Genomic DNA, 26,108 nt, shown 5'->3' on the forward strand with positions numbered 1-26,108 from the left:
TTCTAGATATCATGCAACACACTGGTACGGGACAAGTTTTCCTGGTCGAAGGCAACCGTCTTGATAACGGCAAAGACGGGACGTCCTACGGCCAGCCCCAGCGCCTTCGCTGACTGGCGGGTGATGCGTGACAGCACGCTTTCTCCATTGCAGTCGAGCCTGATTTCGACCGTGGCGGCATCAACGTCGCCGATCTCCGCGACCTTTCCGGCAAGCACGTTGAGCGCGCTCAGGCCCCGCGGAGGTTCCGTGGCAATCATGACGTCGCGGGCACGAATGCGCACGCGCACCATGCTGCCGGGTCCGGCAGCGATGCGAGGCACGCGAATTTCACCAGCGGCGGAAGCGAGAACCGTCATGTCGAACTCGGCATCGTGCGAGGCAATCCTCATGTCCAGTACCGCGCCGCCCTCGGCCTGCTCCGCCCTTGGCAGGAGGTCCAGCCGCTGCATGATCGCGCCGGTGGGCCCGAAGGCGGCGACCTTGCCGCGCGACAGCACCACCACATCACTGGCCAGCCGCGCAACTTCGGCAACGGAATGGCTGACATAGACGATCGGGATCTTCGTCTCGTCGCGCAGGCGCTCAAGATAGGGCATGATCTCGGCCTTGCGCGCTTCATCCAGCGAGGCCAGCGGCTCGTCCATCAACAGCAGCCGCGGACTGGTGAGCAACGCCCGGCCGATGGCGACGCGCTGCTTCTCGCCGCCGGAAAGCCGGCTCGGACGCCGCTCCAGCAGATTGCCTATACCGAGCATGTCGACAACCCGGTCCAGATCCTCATAGCGTTCGCCTACCGGTGCAAACCAGCGCCCGTAGAGAAGGTTGGCGCGCACGCTCATATGCGGAAACAGCCGCGGTTCCTGAAAGACATAGCCGATGCGGCGCTTGTGCTTGGGCACGAACAGTCTTTCGGACGTATCGACGAAGACGCGCCCTTGCGCGGCGATGCGCCCGCGATCCGGGCGCGCAAGCCCGCCGATCAGATTGACCAGAGAGGTCTTGCCCGAGCCGGACGGCCCGAACAGCGCGGTGAGCCGTCCCGCACTCTCGAAACGGGCCTCCAGCGTGAAGCCGCCAAGCTGGTGGGTGATGTCGACCGCGACCGTCATTCGATCTCGAGCCTCCTGCCGAGCCGGCGCGACACCGCCTCGGAGGCGACCAGCGCCGTCATGGAGATGGCGATGGAGACCAGCGTCAACCTGAGGGCGCCCAGGTCGCCACCCGGCACCTGGGTGAATGTGTAGATGGCCGAGGGTAGCGTCTGCGTCTCGCCTGGAATGTTGGAGACGAAAGTGATGGTGGCGCCAAATTCGCCCATCGCCTTGGCAAACGAGAGGATCATGCCGGCGATGACGCCCGGCAGAATGAGCGGCAACGTCACGGTAAAGAACACCCAGGCCGGACCGGCCCCAAGCGTGCCGGCGGCAGCCTCCAGCTTGCGGTCGACGGCCTCGATGGAAAGGCGGATCGCGCGGACCATGAGCGGAAAGCCCATGATACCGCAGGCAAGTGCCGCACCCGTCCACCGAAAGGAGAAGACGATGCCGAAATTCTCGGCCAGGAAGGCGCCGACCGGCCCGCGCCGGCCGAAAGTGATGAGCAGCAGATAGCCCGTGACCACCGGCGGCAGGATGAGCGGCAGATGCACGATGCCGTTGAGCAGCGACTTGCCCCAGAAACTGCCGCGCGCCAGCAGCAGGGCGACGCCGACGCCGAACGGCAGGCTGACCAGCATCGCCCAGGTCGAAACCTTGAGCGACAGGTGGACAGCCATCCACTCTTCGGGACTAAGCTGGAACCAGCTCATGCCCGCAACCCCTCGCGTTGTTCCACCCCGAGAACCATGGCGCGCTTATAGCCCAAAAGCCCGGTCCGGGGTCGAGTAAAACAGCATCACCCTGCACCGGTCCTCAGTTTGCAGCCGCCGGCACCAATACGGTGAAGCCCTGCTCCTCAAACAGCGACCTGGCCTTGGCCGACTTCAGATAGTCAAGGAACTTCGTCGCGTCCTCACTGTTGGACGAAGCAGTCAGCGCGGCCGGATAAATGATCGGCGCATGCGTGTCTTCCGGGAAGGTAGCGACGATCTTGACCTCGGGGTCGGCCACGGCGTCGGTCTTGTAGACGATGCCGAGCGGCGCCTCGCCGGTAGCGACGAGCTTTAGCGCGGCACGGACGTTCTCGGCCTGCGCTACCTTGCCTTCAACCGAGGACCAGACGCCGAGCTTCTCAAGCGCGGCCTTGCCATATTTACCGGCCGGAACGGCCTTTACGTCGGCCATGGCAAGCCTGCCATCGCCCAGCAGGCCGGCCAGCGGGAAATTGGGCGCGATGGTGGTTTCGGCAGTCGAATCCTTGGCCGCGATCAGCACGATGCGGTTGCCGAGCAACTGCACCTCGGTGTCGGGCCTGGTGAGGTTCTTTTCCGAAAGGTATTTCATCCAGTCGAGGTCGGCCGAGATGAAGACATCGGCCGGCGCGCCGCCCTCAATCTGCTTGGCCAGCGCCGAGCTGGCGGCATAGGAGATGGTGGCGGACTGGTGGCCTTCCTCCTGCCAAGTGGTATTGATGGCGTCGAGCGCGTTCTTCAGGCTGGCGGCGGCGAAAACCACGACGTTGTCGGCGGCCTGCGATGCCGGCACCGCCGTTAGCAGCATGGCCACCATGCAGCCGATGGCAGCGGCGAAACGAATTCCGAAGCTTCTGCGTGTGCGCATGGCGCAATTCCCGTCCTTTGGCGAATCTGGTTCGGGACTCAAGCTATGCGAGTTCTCTCGATATATCCATACGAATACAACCAAATTTCTACCACATGCTCATTTCCCTGCGAATTTGCATCCTTTCTCTAAATTCTGACGCCTCGAACTGTTCACCAAAAGCCATCGGGGTCGTTCTTTGGCGGCGTAGTTTTCCAATCAGTCAAAAATCGCCGTGACCGACGCGTCCCGGCAGCATGTACGGCCTGCCGATTACATCAGAGGGGCTCCGAATGCGGAGTACGCCCCACTGCAACCTTTTTGAGCGGGAGCGCGTTATGGCCTGGGCGCCAATCTAGCGGGTTCGTTCGCGCGTGGGAGACTGACCGGCATGATGGGGCACTTTCAGGCAAACGCAGAAATCAAACCAGAAACAATTCAGCCGCCATCGCATTCGACGGGGGCACACCCGCCCGGGCGAGGCAGGCCAGTTTGTCCACTCAAGACAGGGATGGCGAAATGAGAAAAGTAAGAAAAGCAGTTATACCGGTTGCCGGCCTCGGAACCAGGTTCCTGCCGGCAACAAAGGCAATGCCGAAGGAAATGTTGACGGTGGTGGACCGCCCCGTGGTGCAATATGCCGTCGACGAAGCGCTTGACGCCGGCATCGAGCACATCGTGTTCGTGACCGGCCGCAATAAGCACGTGATCGAGGACTATTTCGATATTCAACCGGAGCTGCTGGACACGTTGAAGCGCACGGGCAAGCTGGAGCAACTCGCCAGCCTGAGCAAGATGCAGCCGGCAGCCGGTGCAATCAGCTTCACCCGTCAGCAGGTTCCGCACGGGCTCGGCCACGCCGTCTGGTGCGCACGCGACATCGTCGGCGACGAGCCCTTCGCGCTGCTGCTGCCCGACATGGTTTCGTTCGGCGAACGAGGCTGCCTGGCCGGTGCCATGGAGCTCTACCAGCAGACGGGCGGCAACGTCATCGCCGTCGAGCAATGCGACCCGACGGAGACCCACAAATACGGCATCGTCGGCAAGGGCGAGGCCGTGCGCGGCGGCTTCGCGGTGACCGAGATGGTGGAAAAGCCGGCGCCGGCGGCGGCTCCCTCGAACTATTACATCAATGGCCGCTATATCCTGCAGCCCGAAGTGTTCGAGCTTCTCGACACCCAGGAGCGCGGCGCCGGCGGCGAGATCCAGCTGACAGACGCCATGAGGCGGCTCTGCGAAAGCCAGCCCTTCCATGCTCATCCCTATCGCGGCCGCACCTTCGATTGCGGCTCGAAGGAGGGCTTCATCCAGGCCAATGTGGCCTTTGCGCTGGCGCGCGCCGACATGCGCGACCTGGTGCTGCAGCCGATCGCGCAGATGATCGCCTCGCAGCAACGCCGCAATGAGGCAGCCTGACAAGACATGAATGGCGGCCGGGGCAAATGCTCCGGCCGATTCTTTTGGAAACAGCCGCGAGCGGGCCGGACACTCCATCAGGGAAACTGGCACAAGAATGCGGAGCGTCTAGGGCTCAGCGCTACGCCATGCACCGGCAGCGCCCGGAGCGACGAACTGCGTCAGTCGTCGTAGTCGTAGTCGTAGTCCAGGTACAGCCCACCAAAGTCGCCGCCTAAGGGCGAGCACCCATCGCTGTTGTTGCCGTTACCGTTACCCTGGTTGGAGCCGCCATTGTTGCCATAGCCGTTGCCGTTGCCCGAGCAGTTGTTGTTGTTGCCGTTATTGTTGCCGCTGCCCCAGCCCCAATTGTTGTTGCCATTGCCATTGCCGTTGAACGAGCCGGCATTGCCATTGCCATTTCCGTTCCCATTCCCGCTGCCGGCGGCAGCAACGGCCGTAATGGCGAAAAGCGCGGTGGCTGCGAGGAAGAGCTTCATCATGCCAGCATCCTTCGATGGCGCAGCCCGAGGGATACGAACCGCCGGGCAGACTTCGCATCCAGCGACCCTAGGCTCCTGCCGGCCTGAACAGAAGTCAGGGAAAACCTGCCAGCCCGCCGCGGATAACCTGACTCGCGGGCGGGTATGTCCGCAAGCAAGCGCATCGCTATCTCTGTTCTGGTTGGTACCGCCGAGCATGAATGGAGGCTGTGGCGGGCGAACCTGATTTCTCGGCGATCTCGAGACGCGATTCGCCGCTTGCGATTCGCAAAAATCGCACACCGGCAGTCGCGGCCCGATGCATGCGATACCGATCGGAAAACCTAGTGCTCCGGCAGCCTGGCTGCGCAGTTGGCAGGCGGGACAAGCCAACCCGAAAAAATTCGAAAAGCTTCGTTGGGAAAAATGGTGCTGCCAGAGAGGATTGAACCCGGACGAAACTAATCAACCACTTGATTTATAATCACCTTTTTCCGAGCAATGCAAGCTCTGTACATAACCCGTGGTCACTACTTGGGCTGGCGCAAAAGGTCCAACGTCATGGTCAGTTAAAGGCCCCCGACCGTGAACCGACGCCGTGCAGATACGACCGGTGGAAACCCGCCAGCCATACCTTCTTCGCCCTTCGGAGATGGAACGCGTACACGTGGATAGAAGGTGTTCCCCGATGAGAAGCGGAGGCGGCACTGCAAGACCCAGGTCCTCTGTGTGCCATCTGGTGGCGCCTAAGTCAGCAAAATCAGATGACCCAAAGAGGGGATGAAGTGGCCGGAACCGATTTGCACATCATTGGCCGAAGCACCGCAGCCCTTTTGCCTCGCATAGTCCCAACCCATTGGGGTCGAATGCCCGACAGGTGTTTACAAGCCGTCTTTGTCGCAGCGTGCAAATTGACAGCAGCGAAATCTTGGGCTCCTTTGCTCGCATTCCACAGATTGGAATCGAGAGACGCAGATGAGCATACGGATTACCGACTATACTATCGCAAACTTGATTGACAGTTTAAGGAACGCTGTATGGCAAGTACCGAAATTCCAACGCGAGTTTGTGTGGGATACATCTGCGATCGCGGGCCTCGCCACTTCGATCATCGACGCGTATCCCATCGGAATGATTACCCTTTGGGAGCAGTCTGACCGGAACCCTTTGGACCTGGAACGGCTCTCGATACAAGACTACGATGGTCAAGCCCGCAAGCAGGTTACCAAATATTTCGGAGATGATGAAGGCACGAGCAAGATCTATGCCATCCTTGATGGAAGGCAGCGCTGCACTGCAGTTGCTATGGCGTTCGCTGGGTTTACGCCAGATTTCAGAGGCAGCAAATATTCAGGAAGGTATTTCCTAAATGCGGCACAGCCCGATCCTTTGGAACGCGTGATTTTCCGCAAAACCTCCGAGCTCGAAAAAGCGGGCCTGACAAGCACAGCAGCATGTATCGGCGCCGGGCTGTTCCCATTGGCAAGCGACGTTCCTCGCGAACCTATATTACGTCAATGGTATCGGTACGCACAGGAAATTAAAAATCCAGATAACTATCCAAATGGCAAGTTGCCCGACGAAGCTGAACTTCAGCGTCGTGATGGAATTGTTCAGAGTGCATTCGATGGGATTACAGAAACTAGGCTTGCTGCTTGTATAGTTCCGGAAAAGTATGATCTTGGACAGATTTGCGAAATATTCGAAACCTTAAACCTTTCGGGAATGAAGGTCTCCACTGTCGATCTTATCAATTCTTGGATTTACCGGGAAACTGAAGGGTTGGAAGACGGCCCGATCCAAATTCGCGAGTGGATCAGAGATCTCGGACAGCTAGATGGAGCAGTCGGGTGGGCGGTACCAGACCGGCGACCCGAGCTGATTGCACAACTTGTAACAGCAGCCTTTGTCGCCCAGGAACGACCTGACAAGCCCGCGCCAAGACAGGTCAGCGGAGCTAAGCGCGTCACCACGATTGATTCAATCAAGTCGCCTGATTTGCTTGCGACGCCATCTGAGCATTGGAATTTGGTTGTTCAGAACGAAGACAAGCTTGCTTGCTTCTTGGGCGACTTCCAGCACTTGGTGGCGGGAGGTTTGTTTAGCTACGACAAGTGCCCCTATCCGATCTCCGCGTCGATTTACACCGGCATCAGATGGCACAAAGAATTCGACCCGCCTAGTCGCCACAGCATGTGGAATGTGGCAGATCTCAATTCCTTGTATCGTGCTTTCTTTTGGAGGAACGCACTCGCCACCCGTTACGACCAAGGTTTTCTCACTACTCTACCCAAAGACATGCTCTTCTTGAAGTCGCTCCTGGTCAAACGGGCGGACTTCAACACCAAATCGGGCTGGCTTCAACACTGCGATGAAATGATTATTGCCTCGCTAATCAAAGATTCCGACATTCCAACGCACGCCCAATTGGTAGACTACTTGACTGACGGGAGGCCTGGTGGTGCGCGACAGGCCTCACTGCTTCTCCCGATGATTGCTGGCACGTCTATTGATATTGATGGCGTGGATATTTCACTTACTTCAGAGGGCCCCCTCGAACTGCATCATATATTCCCGCGTGCGTGGTGCGCCGACAACGCCTCCGGTACACTGAAGGCCTTCCTAGACAAGGAAGAGGCCGGGAGAGATTGGGTAAACTCGATAGCTAACCTCATGCCCCTCGCCCGCCCCACGAACAATGAGTGGAAAACCAAATCACCGCGTACGTTCATAGAAAAATCTCAGATCACATTTGACAGCGGTAGCTCGTTCTTCAAGAGCGTTTTCATAGGAATAGAAGAGTTTGAACTCTTGGTGGGCGAGGCAGAGGGGATGCCCGAGTTCTGGCTAAGCCGCGCAAGCAGAATTGCCGACGATTTGCTTTCTCGAACGAAGCTCATGGTTTGAGCAATGCCTTCGAGCCTACTGGATTTTGTCTCGGCGGCGGTTCGCAATAGCGTCGAGTGTTCAATCACAGAGCTTCGTCAGATTCCTGATTTTCAGAATCTGGGGGCGCTAGAAGTCGTGCGCAAGATTGAAGAAGTTTGCGCTACAGCCGGGATCGAGTGTCATCCAAACTTGAGTCTTGGAGAATTGGACGACGCTCGAGTCTTCAGTGCGCAGAAAAATGAAGACGCGTTCCGCACCGCATTCGAACGGGCCAGAAACGCTGGTGAGGGTCATTGTGTCGAATTTAAGCAAACTTTGGGCCTGAATGTACGGCGTCGCGAGAATGACCCAAATGCTGCTCAAGCTGAATTGTTTGAAGATCAGATTGTCCATGAGGTTGTGAAATCAATCGTCGCATTTTTAAATGCTGACGGCGGAACTTTGCTTATTGGCGTTTGTGATGACGGAAGCATTTATGGAATACAAAATGAATATCTATTTGTTGGCGGAAACAAGAGCAGAGATCAATGGGAACTTAGACTCAACTCAGCCCTGCAGGCATTTATCCCAGATTACAAGCTTCTACTTGGGTACATCAGATATGCTATGATGGAAATTGACGGCTGCTGTATTTGCACCGTCATTGTGGAGCCAAGGCGCGACAGAATTTGTGTCTGCAGAAAATCAAACGCCGCAGGATCGGATGAGATTGTCTACCGCCGGAGTGGCAACCAGTCACCGCGATTGCAAGCACGTGATGTTGAGGCTCTTATCCTGGATCGAGTTCGAAAGGGGCTCATAGGCTAGCCGTACAAATGCTGAACCTTGACCAATTGCCGGACGTTCTATTCGGTCCTGGGGGCAAAAAATCATTATCGCACCTTGCGACCAAGACAGTGAATTAATCTGCCCTGATCAGGATGGGCAAGTAGTCCGCAGCATTCTGAAGACGCTGGACCGGCTCACTCCGAGTTCGGCCACGATAGCATCCACCGTACTACCCTCAGCCTTCATCCTACGAATCTCATCAGCCTTGCGACGTGCAGTCGGGGCGCGTCCCTGATACTTCCCTTCCGCCTTGGCCTTGGCGATGCCCTCCCGCTGTCGTTCCAGCATCAGTTCGCGTTCGAACTCAGCTATGGAACCAAGAAGGTTCAGCATCAGCTTGCCGGTAGGGGTGCCGGTGTCGAGATTGAGAGTCAGTACCCGCAGTTCCACACCCCTGGCCTTCAGCTTGCCGGTGATGTCCACAAGGTTCGCCATTGAACGAGCAAGGCGGTCCAGCTTCGTCACCACCAGCGTGTCACCCTCACGAACATACTCCAGTGCCCGTTCCAGTTCCGGGCGCTTGGTGTCAACAGAGGACACCTGTTCTTGGAACACCTTCACGCAACCGGCTGCGGCCAAGTCGCGGAGCTGGGCTTCAAGTCCCGCGGTCTGGTCGATGGTAGAGGTGCGGGCATAACCGATGATGGCGTATGACATGTTGATCCCTGCAGTTCCAAAAGACTCGTGGACTCAATGACACTCATAGTGCCAAAGGTCAATACCCATTCATGTGGCACTACATCGGAGACATTCGGAGGGAGTCACATGGGCAAGCCCTATTGGCACTGGTGACACCGCCCACACCTCAGCAGCATCATCTCTCCGGTCGCCGCCTTCTCCTCACGGGCCACGTACATGCCATCCTTGCGGATCGCCGGGAGGACTTCGCGGGTGCCCCAGTCTTGGAACTGACGGGCCTCCGGGCGGTCGGAGCGCATGACGAAATAGTAGAGACCACTCTCGGAGATCACGACCTTGCGAGGGTAACCCCGCTTACCCCGGAACAGATCGGGGGTATTCTAGTTCGTGACTACCTGATGCTCATCAGCCCTCAGACCCTTGAGATAGTTGGAGACGCCACGGCGCTCGATGTCGAAGCCGATGGTGCGGCATACATCAGCCGCAACGAACCACGGCTGGCCGTCGATCTAATCACGCGAATGAGGTTGGAGAGATAGTTGAAGGTGGTGAGGTCGGGGCGGCTGCGCTCTCCCAGCCCAGCGCACGGGACGCGACAGGCATGGCCATGGCGGCGCAGACAGTGCCTTGCTCGTTCAAAGTGCGAGGGGGCACCGGGGGAAGTGCCGTTTCCGTATATCTGATCTGGGGTCTCAGATTTTCTGTCCAAACATTCCGCCCCACCCACCAGACCACGCCTCAAGCCCCCATCGCTGCCAGCATGAGAGGCCAAGCCAGCTTGTACTGGTATGGTGAAGGCGAGAACCTGAGAGCCTGATGGGAGGGATCGACGCATCGTGCCGAGGTGTCGACCGTGGAGAGGCGCTTGTGTCTGGATGGATGATGACACCAGCCAGCCTCTAAACGCTCGTCCTTGGTCGGGTGCCGAGAAGAAGGAGCCACGGCCAATCGAACAACAGCCGCTCGACCCGACGGTGGATCATGCAGCCACCGGCTGGCTGTCAGGCTCTGGCTTGCTGTGGTGCTTGTCCGTCGTTCTCAAACGCTGCCGCTGTTCGTCGCTCATGGGATCGTATCGAACAATGCGAGGGCCATGACGTTCTGTCTCGCTGACGGTCAGCCGTGCAGCCTTCTCAATGTCGTGGACGAGCAGCCGTGGATATGGGCGCTCGTTGTCCCACATCTCCATCCGGCCCTGATAACCCAGCTCAACGAGGTAGCGGCAGGCGCTAAATGCTGGATCGCGGGTGTTGGTGATGATGATCTCGCCGTTGAACGAGACGGAGTAGCCTTGCCCTTTGCTGGTGACCTTCACCGGATCGATGAAGACACGCAGGGGCGAGAGTGAATGGTTGTTGTGCATGGAGTTCTCATGTTGTCGTTGTCGTGATGTCGAAGCTGGCATGGCCCAACTGGGGAAAGTGCCGTCTCCTCGCGCTGCTTGTGACCGACAAAAAAAGCCCCCACGTCAGGGAAGACGCAGGGGCCAAGTCGACAGGATCACAAACAACGAACGAGAGAGCTTGCCGGTCAGAAGATCAGCAGTCCGCACGTCCTGATCAGGTCAGGTGTCGATGGTCGACTGTGCGGGTGGATAGATGGGGATGGAACGGGAGGACGATGTATGAGATGTCTCGCTGTCCCTCGATTGGTTCCCTGTTCAGGTCACATCAGGGGATCGTTCAGGAGAACTGTTGTTGAGATAGGATTTCATCATCAACAACATCAGTCATCATCAACCACATAAAGATACATCGGAGAGTAACCTGATTTCATCAGTTCAGCCTCTCCTCCCCTTTATCCCCCTATCCATATGTGTGGGGCAATCGACCTGGTCTCCTCCCTCTCGTCTCTTCTCCTTATGCAGGGGGCAATCGATCGGTCTCCTCTCACCGTATGGTAGGGGCAATCTCGCTTGGTCTTCCCTGTCCATCGCTTCGCGAGGTGCCAAAGCGGGTGCGGCCTTCGAGCTTGGTTTTGAAGAACATTGCTTGCGGCTCAGATTTGAGCTGACATTCCACTGCGCGTGGTCGACAACAAAACACCATCCTTCTCCTCCGGCATTGACCGTAGAGCGGCACGAAGCGGCCAGATAGGGAAACTACCGGGGAGAGGAGAAAGGCGCTGTAGGGTCGATAGGCCGGAAGGAAAATGGGCCGATGCTGATCAGTCCAGCTCATACCGGGGCAGCTTCTGGATTTCCCGATAAAGCGCCTTCATCGTCGTTTCACCGTACTCGGTGGATGCCCTGCCATCGGCATGCCCCTGAATGGCGTCGAGGTAGTGAAGATCGATGCCCACGTCTCGGCCAATCGTCTTGAACCTGTGGCGGAAAGCATGGTTCGGCCATACCCGTGGATCATCGACGCCGGAAACGGTCTTGATCCACCGGCCCACAGCACTACCAGCCCACTTCGCTTGGGTGTTCCGTTCCTTCCGCTTCCTGTCGTTCTGCTCGTAGAAGAGCGGGCCATCAGGGCGGGACCGAACGAAATCCAGAAAGCCCATCTCGATCAGGTGAGAATGGATCGGAACCAGTCGGTAGACACCAGTTTTAACGCTGCCAGCATCGGGGGTGATGGTCATCGTGGCGATGCCGTGTTCTTCGAAAATGTCAGCCTTTGTCATCTGGGTGATTTCAGAGACACGCGCTCCAGTGTAGGCACAAAGCCACGGCACCCACCGGCAAGCAATCTTGTTCGCCACGCTGCGCTTGTCGTTGGCTACTAGTGAGCGATTCGCTGCCGCCAATATCCGCTTGGCCTCTGCGTCGGTGTAGCCCTTCGGACGCCCCTGCGGCAGCTTGACGATGGCGAATTTGACCTCTGCTGCCACGTTCGTTGCCAGGATGAACTTGTCCTTGCCCGTGCGAAACAGCGCCTTGATGAAGGTAAGGTACTTACTGCCCACAGTCTTTGACGACAGACCGACATCATGGCGTAGGTGGTCGCAGTACTCGGCTATCCGCCTCCCCGTGACCGCAAGCGCATTGTCATGCCCAAGCCACTTCACGAAAGCCTTGGTCTTGCTCTCGTACTCCTCCACCGTCGCTGGTGCCCTGCCATTGGCGAGATGGTCACGCTTCCATAGCTCGAATAGGCTGGTGATCGTGACCGGCTCACCATCGACAGATGCTGTAACGACTGTAGCTGGATGGCTAGCCGTGTGCGCCGATGCGGGGGTGGGAAAGCGTTTGAGGTTCTCATCGGGGCTGTAGTCGCCCTCCGCTCTGCGCTGCTGGAATTGGCCAGCCAAGGTGAATGCCTTGTGAAGCTCTTCGACCAGCCTTGCCCGACTGCCCTCATCAGCAGCCAACCCCTCGGCCACCAGCAGTTTGTCAGCGACCTCGCCGTGCCACCTCTCCTTGGCATCCGGCCCCGTTGTAGCCAACCTCTCCATCAAGGAGTTGTAATGCTGCCAAATGTCAGCCTCTCCCGGCTCATCTTCCAAGCTCATGACAAAGTCGCGATAGGCGACACCCGCCAACTCGACCAGCTTCTTATGCGGAATTGGGGAAGGGACAGCACGAAGGACCGCGTGTTCCTTCTCCTTCTGCGTCATCGCATCAAGGAATAGCTGGCGGGCGACCTTGGGGTCTTTCGTACCGAGAGAGAACGAGTACCGTTTTCGGCCCACCTTCCCCACCAGATCGGCAGGGACACGCTGGATGAAGTAGTAGACGCCGTTTTTGGATTTTGTGGGATTGGCCATTGGAAGCACCATGTACATGCCCTCTGTACATAACCGGGGCATCCTCAAGCGCCTGAAAACACTCAACTTCTTGAAATATCAAGGAGAAGGAATGGTGCTGCCAGAGAGGATTGAACTCTCGACCTCTCCCTTACCAAGGGAGTGCTCTACCACTGAGCTACGGCAGCATCCGATTGCGCGGGCCTTCTGCCACATGATTCCCCGAAGCGCAAGCTATGTGTGAAGGGTAATCACGATGTTTTTCGTCGGACACGACGCGGCCACAATGGTATGTATTGCGTTCGTTCCTCATCCTGGAACAGGGGGACTCGTTCGGGCCGGCCGCCATGACCGCAAAAGACACCAAGATGCCTGCCACTAGCCAAGACCAGAAGAAGGCGCGCCTGGCCGAGGAATTGCGTGCAAATCTGCTGAAGCGCAAGGCGCAGGCCCGCGCACGCCGCACCGGTGAGGCAGATAGCAGGCCGGAAGGCATCGCGGCGGCGCGCAAGCCGGACGACGCCAAGGCAAAATAGTGCAAACGGTCCGGCCAGCCGGTCGAATCAGCCGTTCTTGAACGGCATTTCAGCATGGTCTAGACGGGCCGAACGTTAATTCAGACAAAGCCGGGTTTTCCCCGGAGAAATGATTCGCATGGATCGCATTAGAATCATCGGCGGCAATCATTTGAATGGCCGCATTCCCATCTCCGGTGCCAAGAACGCGGCCCTGCCGCTGATGATCGCATCGCTGCTGACCGACGATACGCTGACGCTGGAGAACGTTCCGCACCTGGCCGACGTGGAGCAGCTGATCCGCATCCTCGGCAATCATGGCGTCGACTATTCGGTCAATGGCCGGCGCGAGCGCCAGCACGAAGGCTATTCGCGCACCATCAATTTCACCGCCCGCCAGATCGTCGACACCACGGCACCCTACGAGCTGGTGTCCAAGATGCGGGCGAGCTTCTGGGTGATCGGGCCGCTCCTGGCGCGCATGGGCGAGGCCCGCGTTTCGCTGCCGGGCGGCTGCGCCATCGGCACGCGCCCGGTCGACCTGTTCATCGACGGCCTGCAGGCGCTGGGCGCCGAGATCGACGTCGAGAACGGCTATGTCCTCGCCAGGGCGAAGAACCGGCTCAAGGGCAATCGCTACGTGTTCCCCAAGGTTTCGGTGGGCGCCACCCATGTGCTGATGATGGCGGCCACGCTGGCCCGCGGCGAGACGGTTCTGGAAAACGCCGCGCGCGAGCCTGAGGTGGTGAACCTGGCCGAATGCCTGATCGCCATGGGCGCCAAGATCGAAGGCGCCGGCACGTCCACCGTCACCATCCAGGGCGTGGAGGCGCTGTCGGGCGCGCGCCATCAGGTCATTCCCGACCGTATCGAGACCGGCACCTATGCCATGGCCGTGGCAATGGCCGGCGGCGACGTGGTGCTGGAAGGCGGCCGCATCGACCTGCTCCAGAACGCGCTGGACGTGCTCAGGCAGACGGGCACCGAGGTTACGGCCGTGGAAAACGGCATCCGCGTGCGCCGCAACGGCGTCGCCATCGAGCCCGTCGATGTGATCACCGAGCCGTTCCCCGGCTTCCCCACCGACCTGCAGGCGCAGTTCATGGGGCTGATGACCATGGCCAATGGCCGGGCGAAGATCACCGAGACGATCTTCGAGAACCGCTTCATGCATGTGCAGGAACTGGCCCGTCTGGGCGCGCGCATCACGTTGGCGGGGCAGACCGCGATCGTGGAGGGCGTGGCCCGGCTGAAGGGCGCGCCGGTGATGGCGACCGACCTGCGCGCCTCCGTGTCGCTGGTGATCGCGGGGCTTGCCGCCGAGGGCGAGACCGTGGTCAACCGGGTCTACCACCTGGACCGCGGCTTCGAGCGGCTGGAAGAGAAGCTCTCCGGCTGCGGCGCGATCATCGAGCGCCTCTCGTCCTAGCTCTGCGGTTGGCCGGAGGCCGCTCCGGTCATTTCTGGCGCTTGCACGGCGACAAGCGGGTGTTTTGGTTGCGTGTCCTGCCAAGACCGCATAACACATGGCCAATGCACCTCGCATGGATGCTGACGCGGAAATGGGCCAGTTAAAACTCCTCGCGCTTGACGAACAGGATTTGAAGATAGTTTCGGCGCATGTTCAGGACGCCGTGATGAAGGTGGGCGAGCTGAAATATGAGGCTGCCGCCCGCCGCTTCGTTCTGCCCATGAACCGCTTCGCATGGGAAGCCCGCACCGGCTTCTTCCGCCGCCAGTTCCAGCGCCGCAAGAGCGTTCTGGACTTCGGCCGGGTGCTCTCCGTCAAATCCGCGGGCATCGACCGCGAAAAGCCCGAAACCGTGCTTTCGCTGCTGGCCATACGCTTTCTCCGCAAGGAAGAGCCCGCCGGCACCATCGAACTCGCCTTTTCCGGCGGCGGCACCATCGCGCTGGAGGTCGAGTGCATCGAGGCGCGGCTTGCCGATCTCGTCGGCGCGTGGCAGGCCAGTTCCCGCCCCATTCACCAAGTCTGAGAGTTCTTCGAAATCCAAATGGCCATCACGCTTCGCACCTCCGACCCCGACTTCGAGACGCGCTTCGCGGCATTCCTCACCACCAAGCGCGAAGCCTCGCCCGACGTGGAGGCCGTGGTGCGCGAGATCATCGCAACCGTGCGCGAGCAGGGCGACAAGGCGCTGGTCGACTACACCCGCAAATTCGACAAGGCCGACCTCGACGCGCTGGGCATCGCGGTGTCGCGGCAGGAGATCGAGCAGGCCTACCGTGATGCCGATCCGGCCACGGTCGAGGCGCTGACCTTTGCGCGCGACCGCATCCGCGCCTATCACGAGCGGCAGCGCCCCGCCGACGACCGCTATGTCGATGAGCTCGGCGTGGAGCTCGGCTCGCGCTGGACCGCCATCGAGGCGGTCGGACTCTACGTTCCCGGCGGCACTGCCAGCTACCCGAGCTCGGTGCTGATGAACGCCATGCCCGCGCGGGTGGCGGGCGTGGAGCGCATCGCGATGGTGGTGCCGGCTTCGCAGGGGGTCATCAATCCGCTGGTGCTGGTGGCATCCGACCTTGCCGGCATCGACGAGATCTACCGCGTCGGCGGCGCGCAGGCCGTGGCGGCGCTGGCCTATGGCACCGAGACGATCCGGCCGGTGGCCAAGATCGTCGGCCCCGGCAATGCCTATGTCGCAGCCGCCAAGCGGCAGGTGTTCGGCACGGTCGGCATCGACATGATCGCCGGCCCCTCGGAGGTGCTGGTGATTGCCGACAGCGACAACGACCCCGACTGGATTGCCGCCGACCTTCTGGCGCAGGCCGAGCACGACACGGCGGCGCAATCGATCCTCGTGACCGACGACGCAGCTTTTGCCGCCGCGGTGGAAAAGGCCGTGCACCGCCAGCTTGAATCGCTGTCGCGGGCCGAAACCGCCGCCGCAAGCTGGCGCGATTTCGGCGCGATGATCCTGGTGAACGACCTCGAGGAGGCCGTGCCGCTGGCAAACCGGATCGCCGCCGAGCACCTTGAGCTGGCGATTGCCGATCCGGAGGCGATGCTGCCCAGGATCCGCAACGCCGGTTCCCTGTTCCTCGGGCGCCATACCCCCGAAGTCATCGGCGATTATGTGGGCGGGCCCAACCACGTACTGCCGACTGCGCGCTCGGCGCGTTTCTCGTCCGGCCTCAACGTGCTTGACTTCATGAAGCGCAGCTCGATCTTGAAGCTGGGGCCCGAACAGCTCAGGGCTTTGGCGCCGGCGGCAATTGCACTGGCAAAGGCCGAAGGGCTCGACGCGCATGGCCGCTCGGTCGCGATCCGGCTGAACCTGTAGAGTGGAGGAATGCGCGACGCCGCCCGCCAGCTCTCAAGACTGATCGACGTCGAGCTCGACGAATCGATTGGCCGCTCGACGCCTGACATCGAGCACGAGAGGGCGGTGGCGATCTTCGACCTGATCGAGGAAAACTCCTTCCAGCCGGTGCATGACGAGGGCAAGGGCCCCTATCGGCTGAAGCTTTCATTGATCGATTCGAAGCTGGTCTTCGCGGTGACGCGCGAAGATGGCGAGCCGGTGGTGACCCACATCTTGTCGCTCACGCCGTTCCGGCGGATCGTGAAGGACTATTTCATGGTCTGCGAGAGCTACTACGAAGCAATCCGGACCGCGTCCCCGAGCCAGATCGAGGCGATCGATATGGGCCGCCGGGGATTGCACAACGAAGGCTCGCAGACACTGAAGGATCGCCTGGCCGGCAAGATCGACATCGATTTCGATACGGCGCGGCGGGTCTTCACGCTTGTCTGCGTCTTGCACTGGCGGGGTTAGTCCTGAGCGGTTCCCAGCCACGTTCGATCCTGTTCGTATGCGGCATGAATGTCGTGCGCTCTCCCATGGCCGAGGTTCTGGCGCGCAAGATGCTGCCATCCTCCACCTTCATCGCCTCGGCCGGGGTGCGGGTGGGCGAGCGCGACCCCTTCGTGGACGCCGTGCTTGCAGAAGAAGGCCTGTCGCTTGCCGACCGCGAGCCCCGCAGGATCGAGGACCTGGAAGACGACTATTTCGACCTCATCGTGACGCTCGCGCCCGAGGCGCACCACGCAGCGCTGGAACTGACCCGCTCGATGGCGGTGGAGGTGGAGTACTGGCCGACGGCCGACCCCACGACCGTGACGGGCAGCCGCGACCACATACTGGACGCCTATCGAGACGTGCGCGAACGGCTGAAGGCGCGCATCGCCACACGCTTTACGACATCGCCCCAAAAGGACGTATATTAAGCGTGTTCACAAAGTGGCGATAATCATATAGGTTCCGCCAAAATTCCGGCCCGATGCCGGAAATCCAATCCTAAGCAAAGGAAGAGAATGCCGAAGGAAGAAGTCCTCGAGTTTCCGGGCACCGTGACGGAACTGCTGCCGAATGCGATGTTTCGCGTGAAGCTCGAAAATGAGCACGAGATCATCGCACATACGGCCGGCCGCATGCGCAAGAACCGTATCCGCGTGCTGACGGGCGACAAGGTTCTTGTCGAAATGACGCCCTACGACTTGACCAAGGGCCGCATCACCTATCGTTTCAAATAGGTTTTGGCACTTTTGCTCCTGCCGACGGGATTGCGATGACCGCACTTCAGAAGCTTGTGCTAGCCTCGGCTTCGCCGCGCCGGATCGAGCTTCTGCAGCAGGCAGGCATCGAGCCGGACCGGCTGCTGCCAGCCGATGTGGACGAGACGCCGCAGCGTGCGGAACACCCGCGCTCGATGGCCAAGCGCCTGGCCAAGGCGAAAGCCGACAAGGCCTTCGCCTCGCTGAAGACCGAGCCGGACTTTGCCGGCGGCTTCGTGCTCGCCGCCGATACGGTGGTGGCGGTGGGCCGCCGCATCCTGCCAAAGGCGGAGCATGTCGACGAGGCTTCCAACTGCCTGAAGCTGCTTTCCGGCCGCACGCATCGGGTTTATTCTGGTGTCTGCCTGATTACGCCGGATGGCAAGCAGCGCGAGCGCTTGGTGGAAACGCGGGTGCGTTTCAAGCGGCTGGGCCGCGAAGAACTTGAAAGCTATCTTGCCTCCGGCGAATGGCGCGGCAAGGCTGGCGGCTATGCCGTGCAGGGGCTTGCCGGAAGCTTCGTGGTGAAGCTTGTGGGCTCCTACACCAATGTGGTCGGCCTGCCGCTTTACGAGACCGTGGGCCTTTTGACGGCCGAAGGCTTTCCGGTGCATTTCAACTGGCTGTCCGGCGGGCGCGTATGACCCAGGACAAGGATGGCAAGGTGACTCCGCTTCGCCCGAAGCGGCCCTGCCCCGAATGCGGCAAGCCTTCGTCGCGCGAGTTTTACCCGTTCTGCTCGGAACGCTGCAAGAGCGTCGATCTAAACCGCTGGCTTTCGGGCCGCTACGCTATTCCCGTCCGCGACGACGAGGAAGATTCCGAAGACGGCCGGCAGGACTGACCCGCCCGTCGCGCCTACTGCGCCTATGCGGCTCGTCCGCGGCAGCAAGCCGCATGAATCCGGCCTTCTGTTCCATCGTTATCGCCCGACTGGCTCGGAAAATCGATTTCGGTTGCCGCAATGATGCTGTAGTGCTCGGCGGCCACTGGGGTTGCGCGCCTCGATGCCGTTCGGCCGAAAGATCTGAAGCATGACCTTCCTACAAGCCATTCGCCTGCCCAGGAGCAATCTCGTCCTTGCGGGCATTCTTCTGATCCTGCTCGGCAATTTCATGTTCGCCCTCAACGACGCGATGGGCAAATGGCTGGTCGCCAGCTTTTCCGTGGGTCAGGTGCTGTTCATCCGTTCCATCGGATCGCTCATTGTGCTTGGCCCGATGCTCGTGCGGCAGGGCATCGCCCCGCTGGCGCGGCCGGAAAAGCCGTGGCTTCAGGCATTGCGCGTGCTGACGGCAACCGCCGACACGGCCTTTTTCTATGCAGCGGTGATCTATCTGCCGCTGGCCGACGTTATGACATTCTACATGGCGGGGCCGATCTATGTCGCGGCCCTGTCGCACATCTTTCTCGGCGAGAAGGTGGGCTGGCGGCGCTGGCTGGCAATCGTCATCGGTTTTTGCGGCGTGGTGATTGCGCTGAGGCCCTCGGCCTCGTCGCTATCGCTGTCGTCGCTGTTTGCTCTCGTGGGCAGCGTTTCCTTCGCCATTTCGATGATCCTCAGCCGGCGTCTCCGCGCCACAAGCGACACTACGCTTGTGACCTGGCAGACCCTGGGCGCGCTGGTGATGGGTCTGCTGCTGGCCGTTGGCGACTGGCGCCCGGCAAACGCGCTCGACTGGTCGGCCATGTTGCTCCTGGGCGTGGTGGCCGGCACTGCGCATCTGTTGATCACGCGCTCGCTGAAGCTTGCCCCGGCCTCCACGTTGGCGCCGCTCCACTACACGCTGCTGCTCTGGGCCGTGGTGTTCGGCATCGCCTTCTTCGGCGACGTGCCCGACAAGCAGATGCTCATAGGCTCGGCCATCATCGTGTTTGCCGGCCTGTTCATCTTCCATCGCCAGAAGGTGGTCGACGTCATCGAGCCCGACAACGTGCCGCGAAGCGTGCATTGAAGCTTCAGCGGGTATTCGCCAGATAGGCCTGTACCGACGCCGGCTCGATCGGCCTGCTGATGAGGTAGCCCTGCGCATGGTCGCAGCCATGCGCCTTGAGAAACCTGAACTGCTGCTCGGTTTCGACCCCTTCCGCGACCACGCTCATTTTAAGGTTGTGGGCGAGGCTGATGATGGCGCGCGCGATCACCGCATCGCACACATCGGACTGGATTTCGCGGACGAAGGACTGGTCGATCTTCAACCGGCTGACTGGGTATCGCTTGAGATGCGACAAGGACGCGTAGCCGGTGCCGAAATCGTCCAGCGTGATGATGACGCCGGCACGGTCCAGTTCGCGCAGGGCCTCCGAGATCCGGTCGCTCGAACGATCCAGCAGCACATTCTCGGTCAGCTCGATCTCGAGCGCGGCCGGCTCCAAGCGGAATTTCCGCAGCAGACCCAGCACACCCTTGGCAAAATCGCTCTGCTTGAGCTGCGCTGCCGCCGCGTTGACCGCGACCGGGCCCGGCTCGTAGCCCCGATCCCGCAACTCGCGCGCCATTTCCATGGATTTCTCCAGTACCTGGAGGCCGAGCGGCACGATGAGGCCGCTGTCTTCAGCCACGGGAATGAATTCGGCGGGAGCGATCTGCCGTCCGTTCAACGTCCAGCGCGCGAGGGCCTCGAAGCCGACATGGCTGCGGTTTTCCAGACTGACCTGCGGCTGCAGCGCGATGTCGATCTCATTGGCGGCCAACGCCACCCTGAGCGCATCTCCGGTAGTCTGGCGCTGCTCGACGCTGTCGCGAAGTGCGGGATCGAAGAAGCAGGATACGCCGCGCCCGCGTGCCTTGGCCTGATAGAGCGCGATGTCGGCATGCTTGAGCAATTCCCGGGCCGTACCACCATCGTCCGGGAACATGGCGACGCCGATGCTGCAGCCGGCGATCAGGCTGCGGTGCTCGATATCGATGGGCTGGCGCGCGCAGGCGAGGATCTTCTCGGCAATCTTCACCGCGTCGTCCGCACCTGACAGGTTGGGAACGATAATGGCGAACTCGTCGCCACCAAGCCTTGCGATGGTGTCGGACTTGCGCAGCGTTTCGCGAAATCGCTCTGCGACGGTCAGCAGTAGCATGTCGCCCGCGTCATGCCCGAGAGTATCGTTGACGCCCTTGAAGTCGTCGAGATCGACCAGCATCAGGGCACCCTGCCGGCCGCTACGCTCGTTTGCGGCGACAGCGTCGGCCAACCGCTCAAGCAGCACTGCGCGGTTGAACAAGCCTGTCAGCGGGTCCTGCTCGGCCTGGCGCTTGATCACCAATTCTGCCTGCTTCAGGTCCGTGATGTCGCTGCGAACCCCGACCACATATCCGCTGCGCGACTGCCGTTCGCGCATCTGAAGCCAGCGGCCGTCGCTCAACTGCTGCAGAACCTTCTTGCCGGGATTGTGGTGTTCGCGCATTCGCGCAGCGATCCAGGCTTCCCGGGCCTCGGGCGTGTTCTTGGGGAGATTGAACTGGCCGTTCTCGACGCCGAAGCGCAGAATACTCTCGAATGAAATGCCAAGTTCGATTATCGGTGCCGATTTGTCATAATAGCGCCTGAAGGCCTCGTTGTACAAAGCCAGGCGGTCATCGGCGTCGAAAGCCGCAACCGCGTCGGGAATTGTCTCTAGAATATCGCGCAGCAGCGCTTCTGCCTCTCGGCGCTTCTCGTTCTCTGCGCAAAGGGCTGCCTCGGCTGCCTTGCGCCTTGTTATATCGTATCGAATCGAGACATAGCCGCGACAGTTTCCGGATGGGTCCCGCAGCGGCACGATGGTGGTGTCGACCCAGTAGAGGTCGCCCTCCTTGGTGCGGTTGCAGATTTCCCCATGCCACAATCCCCCGCGCGAGATCGTGCGCCACATGTCGGTGAAGAACTGCCTGGGGTGAAGGCCGGAGTTGACGAGATTGTGCTTGCGCCCGACCAACTCGCTGCGGGAATATCCACTTACCTGGCAAAACAAGTCGTTTAGGTAGAGGATCGTTCCGCCTCGATCCGTCATGGCGACGATGGCATGCTGGTCGATGGCGGCTTTATAGGCGCCGAACTCGGCCTGTATCTGCTTGACCTTGCTGCCCGCCCTGTCAAAATCCTTCCCCGCCGCGGCAGCCGCGGCGCATAGCCCCGCCCGCCCTCCGCCTTCGAAAGACGCAGGTTCTTGATCCAATGACATGCTTTTCCCCCTCTCGGCCGCAGTGTCCCCCTAGCGCGGCCTTTCCCGTTCATTACAGTGCATGTGTGCGCCGAGCTTTGCTCCCCCACTCTCTGCGCAAGTAGACCAGCCCAGCCTAAGCCTGCGGAACACGTATATTGTTCTGCATTTCTGTCCGATCGGACCGTCAACAGCTTCATATGTACGGTAACGAATGAACCATACCGTACATATCGAAAGGTTAACTGGAGTTTAAGCGCACGTGTTCACGCAAAAAACCTTTCCCGCCACGCCAGAGAATGCCAGCCATCTGGCCAGCCAGCCCGAATTCAGCGGCGATATCCGTAACAAGGTCCTGCTTTCGCTGCGGCCGCAGGCGCAGCTTTTCCTGCAGGAACGCCTTGTCACCAGGCCTATTTCGGTGGGCGAAGTGATATTCGCCGATGGCGCCCCCGTTACTCACGCCGTCTTCCCGAACGAGGGCGTGGTATCCTTCATGGCCGAGATGGAAGACGGCCGCAGCGTCGAAAAGGCCTCGATAGGGCTGGAGGGGTTCCTTGGCTTCGCGCTGGTGATGGGCGGCGGCAATGCGGTGGGCCGAAGCGTGGTCCAGGTGGCGGGCAATGCGTCCTGGCTCTCTATCGACGATCTCAATGCCGCGCACGAACGCTTCATATGCGTGCGCGAGGCCATGCTGCGCTACTCCAAGTCCTTGATCGTCCAGTTGATGGAATCGGTGGCCTGCAACAGCCTGCACACCGCCGAGCAGCGCGTGACGCGCTGGCTGCTGCAGGCGCTCGACCGGATGGCCGGCGACACCTTCACCCTGACCCAGGAGGCGATGTCGCGCGTGCTGGGACTTCGCCGCGCAACGGTGAGCGGCATCTGCTCGGAACTGCTTGATGCCGGCATAATCGACTATCATCGCGGCACCGTCACCATCACCGATCGGACCGCGCTGGAGCGGCGCACTTGCGAATGCTACGGGCGGGTTCTGGACGCTTCTCTATTGCGCTGACCGCTGGCCGGGGCGGCCCGCTCCTCCGGAACCAGGCCGCCCGTCACGGTGCCAGTCCTTCTGACTCCATCTCGGCTTCCTCGCTGGCACGCTTGCTGTGGTCGGTTGCGATCAGCATATAGACCGCCGGCACCACGAACAGCGTGAACAGGGTTCCGATCGACAGGCCGCTGGCGATGACCAGCCCCATATTGAACCGGGACACCGCGCCGGCGCCGGTTGCGGTGATGAGTGGAATGACACCCAGCACCATCGCCGCCGTCGTCATGAGGATTGGCCGCAGACGTATGCCGCATGCCTCCTCGATCGCCTCGCGCTTGGGCTTTCCCTCCAGCTGCAGGTTGTTGGCAAATTCGACGATCAGGATGCCGTGCTTGCTGATGAGGCCCATCAGCGTCACCAGCCCCACCTCGGTGTAGATGTTGAGGCTGGCGCCACCAAGGCCGACACTGATGAAGACGAGCGCGCCGGCGATGGACATCGGCACCGACACCAGGATGATGACGGGGTCGCGGAAGCTTTCGAACAGGGCGGCCAGTGCCAGATAGATGATGATGAGGGCGAAGCCGAAGGTGACGATGAAGCCCGCCGCCTCCTGGATATACTGCCGCGACAGCCCGCCGTAATCGACCGAATAGCCCTGGGGAAGAGTTTTGGCGGCAAGGCTTTGCAGGAAGCCGAGAGCATCCGCCTGGGCCACCCCGGGTGCCGCCACGCCCTGGATGGTGGCGCTGTTGAGCTGCTGGAAGTGGTTGATCGATTCCGGCACGGTTTTGGTTTCAATCGTGGCCACTGTCGAGAGTGGAATGGGCACTCCGTTGACCGCGCCCACGTAGTAGCCCAGCAGTTGCTGGACATTGAGGCGGCTGCGCTGCTGCACCTGCGGAATGACCATGTAGGAGCGGTTGTCGAGGCTGAAATAGTTGACATAGCCGCCGCCCAGCATGCCGCTGAGCGCCGCGCCGATGTCGCTCATCCTGAAGCCGAGCTGGGCGGTCTTGTTGCGGTCGATCCGGACGACCGACTGCGGGTTGTCGATCTTGAGATCGCTGTCGAGGAAAATGAACATCCCGCTCTTCACCGCCTCCTGGAGGAAGTTCTGCGCCACCAGGTCCAGCCGCTCGAATGGTTCGGTGGTTTCAAGGACGAATTGCACCGGCAGGCCCTGGCTGCCCGGCAGGGATGGCAGCTGGAATGCCGCCGCCCGCACGCCGGCGACGTCGTCGAGCTGCTTCTGGATAACCGGTTGCAGCTCGTTGGTGGTGCGGCTGCGCTGATCCCATGGGGTAAAGACCATGCCGGCGATCGACCTGCCCGGAGCGTCGATCTGGAAAACGTGGGCGGTCTCCGGATAGGCGGCAAAGATCCGATAGATCTGCCGTGCATAGAGCAGCTTTTGCTCCAGAGTGGCGTTGGGCGCCGGCGTGGACGACGAAATGATGACGCCCTGGTCCTCCTGCGGCGCCAGTTCGCTCTTGGCGCCCGCATAGAGGAAGAAGATGCTGCCCAGCACGATAACCGCGAAGGTGGCTGTTACGGGGATATAGTTCAGGCTGCCGTGCAGCCACCGCTCATATGTGCGGCGAACGCGCTCGAAAGTGCGATCGACGGCATCGGCGAACCACTCGCCCCAACCATATCTGGTCGTATCGCGAGGCTTGAGAAGCCGCGAGCACATCATCGGCGACAGCGTCAGCGCGATGATTGCCGAGACCGTTACCGCCGCGACCAGGGTGAAGGCGAACTCCGTGAACAGCGCGCCGGTGAGCCCGCCCTGGAAGCCGATCGGCACATAGACCGCCACCAGCACCGCTGTCATGGCGATGATGGGGCCGCCAAGTTCCCTCGCCGCGATGATCGCCGCGGGAATTGGCTGCATGCCGTCATCCAGGTGCCGATTGACGTTTTCCACCACGATGATGGCATCGTCGACGACCAGGCCGATGGCCAGAACCAGTGCCAGAAGGGTGAGCAGGTTTATGGAAAAGCCGAGCGCGAGCATGAACGTGAAGGCGCCGATCAGCGAAAGCGGTATGGCAAGCGTGGGGATCAGCACCGAGCGCGGTGAAGCAAGGAAGGCGAAAATGACCAGGGTGACAATGACCAGCGCCTCGACCAGGGTGAAGACCACTTCGCGGATCGAACTGTTCACGAAATCGGTGGAATCGTAGACGATGGCTCCGCGCAGCCCCTGCGGCAACTGCGACTGGATGCCCGGAAACTCCTTGCGCACGCCGGCGATGACATCGAGCAGATTGGCGCCGGGCGCCACCTGAATGCCGATGTAGACGGCCTGCTTGCCGTCAAATGCGACCTGCGACTCGTAGTCGTCCGCCCCGAGCGAGACCTTGGCCACGTCCTTCAGGCGCACCAGCGCGCCATTGGAATGTTTGACGATGAGGTTGCCGAATTCCTCCACGCTGTGCAGGCTCGTGGAGGCGGTAAGGCTCACCTGAACCATCTGGCCCTTGGTGGTGCCCAGCCCGGCAATGTAGTCGTTTTGCTGGAGCGCCGTTGAGATGTCGGCTGCCGTCAGGCCGTAGGCAGCGAGCTTGTCAGGATCGAGCCAGGCCCTGAGCGCAAAATTCTGACCGCCCAGTATTTCCGCCGTCTGCACCCCCGGCACCGCCTGCAGCCTCGGCTGCACCACCCGCACCAGATAGTCGGTGATCTTGTTTCGCGGCAGCACGTCGCTGTCGAAGCCCATATACATGGCGTCGATGGTCTGGCCGACCTTGACGCTCAGCACCGGCTGTTGGGTTCCCGAAGGCAACTGGTTGATGACCGAGGCCACCTTGGTGTTGATCTCGGTCAGCGCCTTGTCGGCCTCATAGTTGAGGCGCAGGTAGATCGTGATGACGCTGACGCCGGTCTGGCTGGTCGAGGTCATGTAGTCGATGCCGTTGGCCTGGGCGATGGCGGTTTCCAGCGGCGTGGTGATGAACCCGGCGATGACGTCGGGGTCGGCACCGTAATAGGTCGTGGTCACGGTGACGACCGTGTTTTCCGTGCGCGGATATTGCAGGATCGGAAGCGAGGCAAGCGCGCGCAGGCCAAGCACGAGGATGGTGAGGCTGACGACGATTGCCAGCACCGGTCGGCGGATGAAGATGTCGGTGAAGTTCATGGCGACCCACCGCATTCCTTTCCAGAAGCCCGCGCGCCTCGCATTGGCGCTACGGGTCTTGCAAACGGCGCGTCGCTAACGAAAGGACCGAGCGTTTCCGTGCGGCG

General features: G+C 60.7%; 23 protein-coding genes, 1 tRNA gene and 1 pseudogene. 14 read left to right on the plus strand and 11 right to left on the minus strand.

The features are described 5' to 3' along the window. Positions 1–2: 2 nt before the first annotated feature. The 3 genes from modC to modA form a co-directional block, all read right to left on the minus strand. Positions 3–1,112 carry a molybdenum ABC transporter ATP-binding protein gene (modC, locus tag AC3A4H_RS03445; protein WP_487765428.1) on the minus strand — a complete coding sequence of 370 codons (1,110 nt, stop codon included), beginning with the start codon at positions 1,110–1,112 and terminating at the stop codon, positions 3–5. After that, complete coding sequence (gene modB, locus AC3A4H_RS03450) at positions 1,109–1,810, minus strand: molybdate ABC transporter permease subunit (protein WP_487765429.1); 702 nt, start codon at positions 1,808–1,810, stop codon at positions 1,109–1,111. Before modB ends, modC begins: the two co-directional genes overlap by 4 nt. Before the next feature lie 103 nt (positions 1,811–1,913). After that, a complete protein-coding gene (gene modA, locus AC3A4H_RS03455; protein ID WP_487765430.1) occupies positions 1,914–2,720 on the minus strand; it encodes a molybdate ABC transporter substrate-binding protein in 807 nt (268 codons plus the stop codon). A 498-nt stretch (positions 2,721–3,218) separates the two neighbouring features. Here modA and AC3A4H_RS03460 point away from each other — a divergent pair, with 498 nt between their 5' ends. Beyond that, positions 3,219–4,115 (plus strand): UTP--glucose-1-phosphate uridylyltransferase, encoded by an 897-nt coding sequence (locus AC3A4H_RS03460; RefSeq protein WP_348777993.1) that lies wholly within the window; start codon positions 3,219–3,221, stop codon positions 4,113–4,115. Positions 4,116–4,276: 161 nt separating this feature from the next. Here the strand turns inward: AC3A4H_RS03460 and AC3A4H_RS03465 are convergent, their stop codons facing one another. Further along, a complete protein-coding gene (locus AC3A4H_RS03465) occupies positions 4,277–4,597 on the minus strand; it encodes a hypothetical protein (protein WP_487765431.1) in 321 nt (106 codons plus the stop codon). Between the two features lie 954 nt (positions 4,598–5,551). On the opposite strand from AC3A4H_RS03465, the gene AC3A4H_RS03470 reads away from it, so the two are divergent. Together AC3A4H_RS03470 and AC3A4H_RS03475 are read left to right on the plus strand one after the other, a co-directional pair. Then, a complete protein-coding gene (locus AC3A4H_RS03470; RefSeq protein WP_487765432.1) occupies positions 5,552–7,483 on the plus strand; it encodes a GmrSD restriction endonuclease domain-containing protein in 1,932 nt (643 codons plus the stop codon). Between the two features lie 3 nt (positions 7,484–7,486). Next, positions 7,487–8,272, plus strand: coding sequence for an AlbA family DNA-binding domain-containing protein (locus AC3A4H_RS03475; RefSeq protein ID WP_487765433.1), 786 nt, complete (start codon positions 7,487–7,489; stop codon positions 8,270–8,272). Positions 8,273–8,380: 108 nt separating this feature from the next. Here AC3A4H_RS03475 and AC3A4H_RS03480 read toward each other — a convergent pair whose 3' ends face one another. From AC3A4H_RS03480 to AC3A4H_RS03500, 5 genes and pseudogenes are all read right to left on the minus strand, one after another. Beyond that, positions 8,381–8,950 carry a recombinase family protein gene (locus AC3A4H_RS03480; protein ID WP_487765434.1) on the minus strand — a complete coding sequence of 190 codons (570 nt, stop codon included), beginning with the start codon at positions 8,948–8,950 and terminating at the stop codon, positions 8,381–8,383. A 119-nt stretch (positions 8,951–9,069) separates the two neighbouring features. Next, positions 9,070–9,261: pseudogene (locus tag AC3A4H_RS03485) on the minus strand (BRO-N domain-containing protein); the annotation flags it as partial. 650 nt (positions 9,262–9,911) lie between these two features. Next, complete coding sequence (locus AC3A4H_RS03490) at positions 9,912–10,295, minus strand: hypothetical protein (RefSeq protein ID WP_487765435.1); 384 nt, start codon at positions 10,293–10,295, stop codon at positions 9,912–9,914. 803 nt (positions 10,296–11,098) lie between these two features. After that, positions 11,099–12,661, minus strand: coding sequence for a DUF6538 domain-containing protein (locus AC3A4H_RS03495; RefSeq protein ID WP_487765436.1), 1,563 nt, complete (start codon positions 12,659–12,661; stop codon positions 11,099–11,101). A gap of 74 nt (positions 12,662–12,735) precedes the next feature. Further along, positions 12,736–12,810: transfer RNA gene (locus AC3A4H_RS03500), tRNA-Thr, on the minus strand. A gap of 159 nt (positions 12,811–12,969) precedes the next feature. Between AC3A4H_RS03500 and AC3A4H_RS03505 the strand changes: the two genes are divergently transcribed. The 10 genes from AC3A4H_RS03505 to AC3A4H_RS03550 all read left to right on the plus strand — a co-directional run bounded on the left by AC3A4H_RS03505 (position 12,970) and on the right by AC3A4H_RS03550 (position 19,674). After that, on the plus strand, positions 12,970–13,158 hold the full coding sequence (locus AC3A4H_RS03505; protein WP_348777991.1) for a hypothetical protein: 189 nt from the start codon (positions 12,970–12,972) through the stop codon (positions 13,156–13,158). A gap of 118 nt (positions 13,159–13,276) precedes the next feature. Beyond that, positions 13,277–14,566: a UDP-N-acetylglucosamine 1-carboxyvinyltransferase gene (murA, locus tag AC3A4H_RS03510; protein WP_487765437.1), complete on the plus strand. Its 1,290-nt coding sequence runs from the start codon at positions 13,277–13,279 to the stop codon at positions 14,564–14,566. Positions 14,567–14,699: 133 nt separating this feature from the next. Continuing rightward, on the plus strand, positions 14,700–15,134 hold the full coding sequence (locus tag AC3A4H_RS03515) for a DUF2948 family protein (protein WP_487765886.1): 435 nt from the start codon (positions 14,700–14,702) through the stop codon (positions 15,132–15,134). An 18-nt stretch (positions 15,135–15,152) separates the two neighbouring features. Then, positions 15,153–16,445, plus strand: a complete 1,293-nt coding sequence (gene hisD, locus AC3A4H_RS03520) for a histidinol dehydrogenase (RefSeq protein ID WP_487765438.1) — start codon at positions 15,153–15,155, stop codon at positions 16,443–16,445. A 9-nt stretch (positions 16,446–16,454) separates the two neighbouring features. Next, positions 16,455–16,940: a UPF0262 family protein gene (locus AC3A4H_RS03525; RefSeq protein WP_487765439.1), complete on the plus strand. Its 486-nt coding sequence runs from the start codon at positions 16,455–16,457 to the stop codon at positions 16,938–16,940. Further along, positions 16,928–17,392 carry an arsenate-mycothiol transferase ArsC gene (locus AC3A4H_RS03530; RefSeq protein WP_487765887.1) on the plus strand — a complete coding sequence of 155 codons (465 nt, stop codon included), beginning with the start codon at positions 16,928–16,930 and terminating at the stop codon, positions 17,390–17,392. Before AC3A4H_RS03525 ends, AC3A4H_RS03530 begins: the two co-directional genes overlap by 13 nt. A gap of 87 nt (positions 17,393–17,479) precedes the next feature. Then, a complete protein-coding gene (gene infA, locus AC3A4H_RS03535) occupies positions 17,480–17,698 on the plus strand; it encodes a translation initiation factor IF-1 (protein ID WP_019172992.1) in 219 nt (72 codons plus the stop codon). 35 nt (positions 17,699–17,733) lie between these two features. Then, positions 17,734–18,363: a Maf-like protein gene (locus AC3A4H_RS03540; RefSeq protein ID WP_487765440.1), complete on the plus strand. Its 630-nt coding sequence runs from the start codon at positions 17,734–17,736 to the stop codon at positions 18,361–18,363. Further along, a complete protein-coding gene (gene yacG, locus AC3A4H_RS03545) occupies positions 18,360–18,563 on the plus strand; it encodes a DNA gyrase inhibitor YacG (RefSeq protein WP_487765441.1) in 204 nt (67 codons plus the stop codon). Before AC3A4H_RS03540 ends, yacG begins: the two co-directional genes overlap by 4 nt. Positions 18,564–18,753: 190 nt before the next feature. Continuing rightward, the gene (locus AC3A4H_RS03550) at positions 18,754–19,674 is read left to right on the plus strand and encodes a DMT family transporter (protein WP_487765442.1); all 921 of its coding nucleotides are present in this window, start codon (positions 18,754–18,756) and stop codon (positions 19,672–19,674) included. Between the two features lie 4 nt (positions 19,675–19,678). On the opposite strand, the gene AC3A4H_RS03555 is transcribed toward AC3A4H_RS03550, so the two are convergent. Further along, positions 19,679–21,877: a bifunctional diguanylate cyclase/phosphodiesterase gene (locus tag AC3A4H_RS03555; RefSeq protein WP_487765443.1), complete on the minus strand. Its 2,199-nt coding sequence runs from the start codon at positions 21,875–21,877 to the stop codon at positions 19,679–19,681. 241 nt (positions 21,878–22,118) lie between these two features. Here AC3A4H_RS03555 and AC3A4H_RS03560 point away from each other — a divergent pair, with 241 nt between their 5' ends. Then, entirely contained in the window at positions 22,119–22,874 is a 756-nt protein-coding gene (locus AC3A4H_RS03560) for a Crp/Fnr family transcriptional regulator (protein WP_487765444.1), read from the plus strand. A gap of 43 nt (positions 22,875–22,917) precedes the next feature. Here AC3A4H_RS03560 and AC3A4H_RS03565 read toward each other — a convergent pair whose 3' ends face one another. Then, positions 22,918–26,001 (minus strand): efflux RND transporter permease subunit, encoded by a 3,084-nt coding sequence (locus AC3A4H_RS03565; RefSeq protein WP_487765445.1) that lies wholly within the window; start codon positions 25,999–26,001, stop codon positions 22,918–22,920. Positions 26,002–26,108 lie beyond the last annotated feature (107 nt).

Source organism: Pseudaminobacter sp. Soil_N_29 (assembly GCF_057656055.1).

Excerpts from the sequence above, each read along its gene's own strand:
- modC (WP_487765428.1), bottom strand. The coding sequence starts at position 1,112 with ATGACGGTCGCGGTCGACATCACCCACCAGCTTGGCGGCTTCACGCTG.
- modB (WP_487765429.1), bottom strand. The coding sequence starts at position 1,810 with ATGAGCTGGTTCCAGCTTAGTCCCGAAGAGTGGATGGCTGTCCACCTG.
- modA (WP_487765430.1), bottom strand. The coding sequence starts at position 2,720 with ATGCGCACACGCAGAAGCTTCGGAATTCGTTTCGCCGCTGCCATCGGC.
- AC3A4H_RS03460 (WP_348777993.1), top strand. The coding sequence starts at position 3,219 with ATGAGAAAAGTAAGAAAAGCAGTTATACCGGTTGCCGGCCTCGGAACC.
- AC3A4H_RS03465 (WP_487765431.1), bottom strand. The coding sequence starts at position 4,597 with ATGATGAAGCTCTTCCTCGCAGCCACCGCGCTTTTCGCCATTACGGCC.
- AC3A4H_RS03470 (WP_487765432.1), top strand. The coding sequence starts at position 5,552 with ATGAGCATACGGATTACCGACTATACTATCGCAAACTTGATTGACAGT.
- AC3A4H_RS03475 (WP_487765433.1), top strand. The coding sequence starts at position 7,487 with ATGCCTTCGAGCCTACTGGATTTTGTCTCGGCGGCGGTTCGCAATAGC.
- AC3A4H_RS03480 (WP_487765434.1), bottom strand. The coding sequence starts at position 8,950 with ATGTCATACGCCATCATCGGTTATGCCCGCACCTCTACCATCGACCAG.
- AC3A4H_RS03490 (WP_487765435.1), bottom strand. The coding sequence starts at position 10,295 with ATGCACAACAACCATTCACTCTCGCCCCTGCGTGTCTTCATCGATCCG.
- AC3A4H_RS03495 (WP_487765436.1), bottom strand. The coding sequence starts at position 12,661 with ATGTACATGGTGCTTCCAATGGCCAATCCCACAAAATCCAAAAACGGC.
- AC3A4H_RS03505 (WP_348777991.1), top strand. The coding sequence starts at position 12,970 with ATGACCGCAAAAGACACCAAGATGCCTGCCACTAGCCAAGACCAGAAG.
- murA (WP_487765437.1), top strand. The coding sequence starts at position 13,277 with ATGGATCGCATTAGAATCATCGGCGGCAATCATTTGAATGGCCGCATT.
- AC3A4H_RS03515 (WP_487765886.1), top strand. The coding sequence starts at position 14,700 with ATGGGCCAGTTAAAACTCCTCGCGCTTGACGAACAGGATTTGAAGATA.
- hisD (WP_487765438.1), top strand. The coding sequence starts at position 15,153 with ATGGCCATCACGCTTCGCACCTCCGACCCCGACTTCGAGACGCGCTTC.
- AC3A4H_RS03525 (WP_487765439.1), top strand. The coding sequence starts at position 16,455 with ATGCGCGACGCCGCCCGCCAGCTCTCAAGACTGATCGACGTCGAGCTC.
- infA (WP_019172992.1), top strand. The coding sequence starts at position 17,480 with ATGCCGAAGGAAGAAGTCCTCGAGTTTCCGGGCACCGTGACGGAACTG.
- AC3A4H_RS03540 (WP_487765440.1), top strand. The coding sequence starts at position 17,734 with ATGACCGCACTTCAGAAGCTTGTGCTAGCCTCGGCTTCGCCGCGCCGG.
- yacG (WP_487765441.1), top strand. The coding sequence starts at position 18,360 with ATGACCCAGGACAAGGATGGCAAGGTGACTCCGCTTCGCCCGAAGCGG.
- AC3A4H_RS03550 (WP_487765442.1), top strand. The coding sequence starts at position 18,754 with ATGACCTTCCTACAAGCCATTCGCCTGCCCAGGAGCAATCTCGTCCTT.
- AC3A4H_RS03555 (WP_487765443.1), bottom strand. The coding sequence starts at position 21,877 with ATGTCATTGGATCAAGAACCTGCGTCTTTCGAAGGCGGAGGGCGGGCG.
- AC3A4H_RS03565 (WP_487765445.1), bottom strand. The coding sequence starts at position 26,001 with ATGAACTTCACCGACATCTTCATCCGCCGACCGGTGCTGGCAATCGTC.